3 protein-coding genes are annotated in these 3,453 nt (G+C 70.1%); 1 reads left to right on the forward strand and 2 read right to left on the reverse strand.

What is annotated here, in order from left to right; genetic code table 11:
• Nucleotides 1–89: 89 nt before the first annotated feature.
• Both DQW85_RS25705 and DQW85_RS25710 read right to left on the reverse strand, forming a co-directional pair.
• On the reverse strand, nucleotides 90–950 hold the full coding sequence (locus DQW85_RS25705) for a creatininase family protein (protein WP_113702534.1): 861 nt from the start codon (nucleotides 948–950) through the stop codon (nucleotides 90–92).
• 192 nt (nucleotides 951–1,142) lie between these two features.
• Nucleotides 1,143–2,576 (reverse strand): MFS transporter, encoded by a 1,434-nt coding sequence (locus DQW85_RS25710; protein ID WP_113702532.1) that lies wholly within the window; start codon nucleotides 2,574–2,576, stop codon nucleotides 1,143–1,145.
• 122 nt (nucleotides 2,577–2,698) lie between these two features.
• Here DQW85_RS25710 and DQW85_RS25715 point away from each other — a divergent pair, with 122 nt between their 5' ends.
• Nucleotides 2,699–3,376 carry a TetR/AcrR family transcriptional regulator gene (locus DQW85_RS25715; RefSeq protein ID WP_113702533.1) on the forward strand — a complete coding sequence of 226 codons (678 nt, stop codon included), beginning with the start codon at nucleotides 2,699–2,701 and terminating at the stop codon, nucleotides 3,374–3,376.
• The last annotated feature ends 77 nt before the right edge of the window (nucleotides 3,377–3,453 follow it).

A 3,453-nucleotide genomic window follows, 5' to 3' on the forward strand; every position in this document is an offset into this window, starting at 1 on the left:
GGAGCCGGGCCTGGGATCTCATCTTCGAGGCCCGCCGCGGCTGACCCCGTGAGCCTGTCCGGCCGGCCGCCTGGGGGGAACCCGGACGCCTAGCGGGAAGCGGGGCCGCGGTGCTCCGGCCGCCGCCACAGGGCGTCGCCGGCGACCAGGTCGGCGATGGCCCGGGCGCAGCCGTCGAGGATGGAACGCCCCTTGGCCGCGCTCGCCGTCCGGGCGTCCCCCGCCACGCCGGACTCGCTGACGGCGTCGAACGGCACGGAGACGTAGGCCGGGCTGGTGTCCTCCGACTGCAGCATGATCCGGGGCCCGACCGCGTCCGCGAGCTCCCCGCGCCGCACGAGCTCGCGGCCCAGCTCCATGATCATCGACGTTTCGCCTTCGCAGGCGTGCATGAGCCAGTCCTGCGTGTCGAGCGCGTCGCGGATCGCGTCCCGGCCGGCCGTGAAGTAGCTGGTGACCGCGATCCGTGCGGACGAGTTGCCGGTGGAGTCGCCGGTCGAGGTGGCGGGCGAGTCTGTGGACGAGTGGTCGGGTGAGTGGGCCGACAGCTGCGCGGACAGCTCGGTGACCAGGGCGTTGAGCGCCGTGACGTTGCCGCCGTGCCCGTTCACGATCAGGATCTTCGAGAAGCCGGCTCTGATGATCGAGCGGCACACGTCGTGCAGGAGCGCGTGCAGGGTGGGCAGTGTCAGCGTGAACGTCCCGCCGAACCCCATGTGGTGCTCGGCGAGGCCGCACCAGATCGACGGGGCGACCACCACGGGCCGGGTGCCGAGCGCGAGCAGGGCGGCGCGGCGGCACACCTCGCCGGCGAGGAAGTCGTCGACCCCGGTCGGGAGGTGCGGCCCGTGCTGCTCCGTGGAGCCCACCGGCAGGAGCACGACCGCATCGGCGGCGGCGCGCTCGCGAAGCTCCAGGTACGTCATGCGGTTCCAGAGGATCTCTGCCATGGTGATGCCCACTTCCGGATAAAAGCTAAGGAGTTGCTTTAGTGGAGGCTACCTGTCGTCTGAGCTGGAAGCAATATCTTTGCGTTAAGCGTCCCGGGCGTAGGTAGAAGCACGCCAGGGGAGCGGGGGGCGCCGCAGCCGGAAGAACACTCGACAGGACCCACCGCCCCCCGCGGCCTGGACGATTTCGGCCTACGTGTTCGGTCCGAGGCCCGCCGACCCCGTCTGCGCGGGGACCGGGCTCGGCGCGGGCGAGGTGCCGGCGATCGCCTCCACCGGCAGGCCGGTCGTGCGCACCCCCCACACGGCCAGCGACAGCGCCGGCACCAGCAGAGCCATGGCCACCAGGCCGAAGACCGCGACCGGGCCGTGGGAGTAGAGGATCGGGATCAGGTAGAAGGGCGCCGCCACGGCCGACAGGCGGCTCAGGGAGTACAGGATGCCGGTGGACGTCGTGCGCAGGCTGGTCGGGAACTGCTCAAGCTGGTAGACCCGGCCGGAGTTCGACATGAGGTTGGCCGTGAGCGTGAAGAAGAAGCCGCACGCCACGATCGTCACGGCCGAGCCGGCGCTGCCGTAGCCGATGCCGAACACGGCCATGCCCGCCAGGGAGGCCGCGACGAACCACTTCCGCTCCAGCCTCTCCATGATCACCATGGAGAGGTAGGAGCCCAGCGGGTAGCCGACGAACGACAGCGTCAGGTACATCAGCGAGTCGGTGACCGTGTGCCCCTTCTGGGCCAGGGCCAGGGTGGCCACGTTGCTGAAGCCGTAGTAGCCGACCGGCGCAAGGATCCACAGCATGCCCATGAGCACGGTGCGGCGGGTGTACGGCGCGCGGAAGATCGTGCGGACGGGCAGCGCCTTGGTCTCGGCGGCCTCCGGCTCGGCCGGGCCTTCCGGTGGCGTCCACCCATTGGCCACGGCTGCCCGCTCGAAGATGCGGGTGACCTCGTCGGCTTCGGCCGCACGGCCCACGGACGCCAGCCAGCGGGGCGATTCGGGCAGCCCCCGCCTGACGAAGAAGGTGATGACGGCGCCCAGCGCGCCGATGGCGAACATCCACCGCCAGCCGCTCACGCCGGCGAGGGTGCCGTCGGCGATCAGCATGCCGAGGAAGCCGACGAAGGGGACGGCGAGGTAGGCGGCGGTGTAGGCCCACGCCGCGTAGTAGCCCCGCTTGCGCGGCGGCAGGACGTCGCCGAGGTAGGCGTCCGTCACGGGCAGCTCGCCGCCCAGGCCGACGCCGGCGATGAACCGGAACAGCAGCAGGGTCCACAGGTCGGGCGCGAAGGCGCAGCCCAGGGTGCCCAGGGAGTAGAAGCCCAGCGTGAGCATGTAGGCCTTGCGGCGGCCGATGCGGTCGGACAGCCGGCCGATCACCGCGGCTCCGACGAACGCCCCCACGAAGACCGAGGACAGCAGGAGCGAGAGTTCGAACACGCCGAGGTTGAAGGTCGCCACCAGCTTGGTCGCCAGGACGGCCGAGACGAACCATTCGTAGACCTCGAAGAAGTTGCCCAGGGCGACGACGAAGACAAGACGTTTGTGGGCTCCCGTGACCGGGAGCCGGTTGAGTCGGGCGGCGACCGAGAGGCCGCCATGCGGGGGCAGAGACTGGGGCATTTGTGCGCCTCCCAGGCAAAACATGCGCATCTCGCGCTGGATTGGATTGGACAGTACAGTCCATCCTGGTCAGCGGCAAGAGGCCGACTAGACTGGACAGTGCAGCCCAAAGGAGTTCGCAGATGCCGGCAGAGCACGCATGCCCATCCCCCAGCACCGCGCCACCGGAGGACCGGCCACTCAGCGGCACCGCGCTGAAGATCCTCGACGCCTCCAAGGTCCTGTTCCTGGACCACGGCTACGACGGCGTCAACCTCGACCGGATCGCCGCGCACGCCGGAGTGGCCAGGCAGACGGTCTACAACCTGTTCGGCAGCAAGGAGGCCGTCTTCCGGGCCACGATGCGCCACCATTGGGCCGCGTTCGAGCTCCAGGAGGTCGCCGCCGGCCTCAACCGCGACCTCGCGCGCGCCGAGGCCGACCCCGCCGCCTTCCTGCGCCGCTTCTCCGACACGATCCTCACCTTCGTCACGGAGACGGACCAGATCGCCTTCATCCGGCTGGTGGTCGCCGAGTCGCGCAGGCTGCCGTGGATCGCCACCGAGTTCTACGACCTGGGCAAGGCGCCCCTGGTGGAGACGTTCACCGCCTGCCTGCGGCACATGACCGAGACCGGCGCCCTGCGCTGCCCCGATCCTGAGCTGGCGGCGCACCAGTTCCTCGGCCTGATCCAGGAGTTCGTCATCTGGCCGCGGGTGATGGCGATCGGGCCGGACGCGATGCGGCTGCCGCCGACCGGCGTGGTGGTGGAGGAGGCCGTCGCCATGTTCCTGAGCCGCTACGCGCCCGCCACGAGTTGAAATCTGCCCCGAAAATCCCTTCCTGAGCTGGGCAGACGGCAGCGAACCCCGACCTGGTGATCATGGTTGGGGTTTCG

Origin of the sequence: Nonomuraea lactucae, from assembly GCF_003313395.1 — a bacterium.
Taxonomy (GTDB): domain Bacteria; phylum Actinomycetota; class Actinomycetes; order Streptosporangiales; family Streptosporangiaceae; genus Nonomuraea; species Nonomuraea lactucae.

Bases quoted from the DNA above. Each gene is read 5' to 3' on its own strand.
- DQW85_RS25705 (WP_113702534.1), bottom strand. From the start codon at position 950: ATGGCAGAGATCCTCTGGAACCGCATGACGTACCTGGAGCTTCGCGAG.
- DQW85_RS25710 (WP_113702532.1), bottom strand. From the start codon at position 2,576: ATGCCCCAGTCTCTGCCCCCGCATGGCGGCCTCTCGGTCGCCGCCCGA.
- DQW85_RS25715 (WP_113702533.1), top strand. From the start codon at position 2,699: ATGCCGGCAGAGCACGCATGCCCATCCCCCAGCACCGCGCCACCGGAG.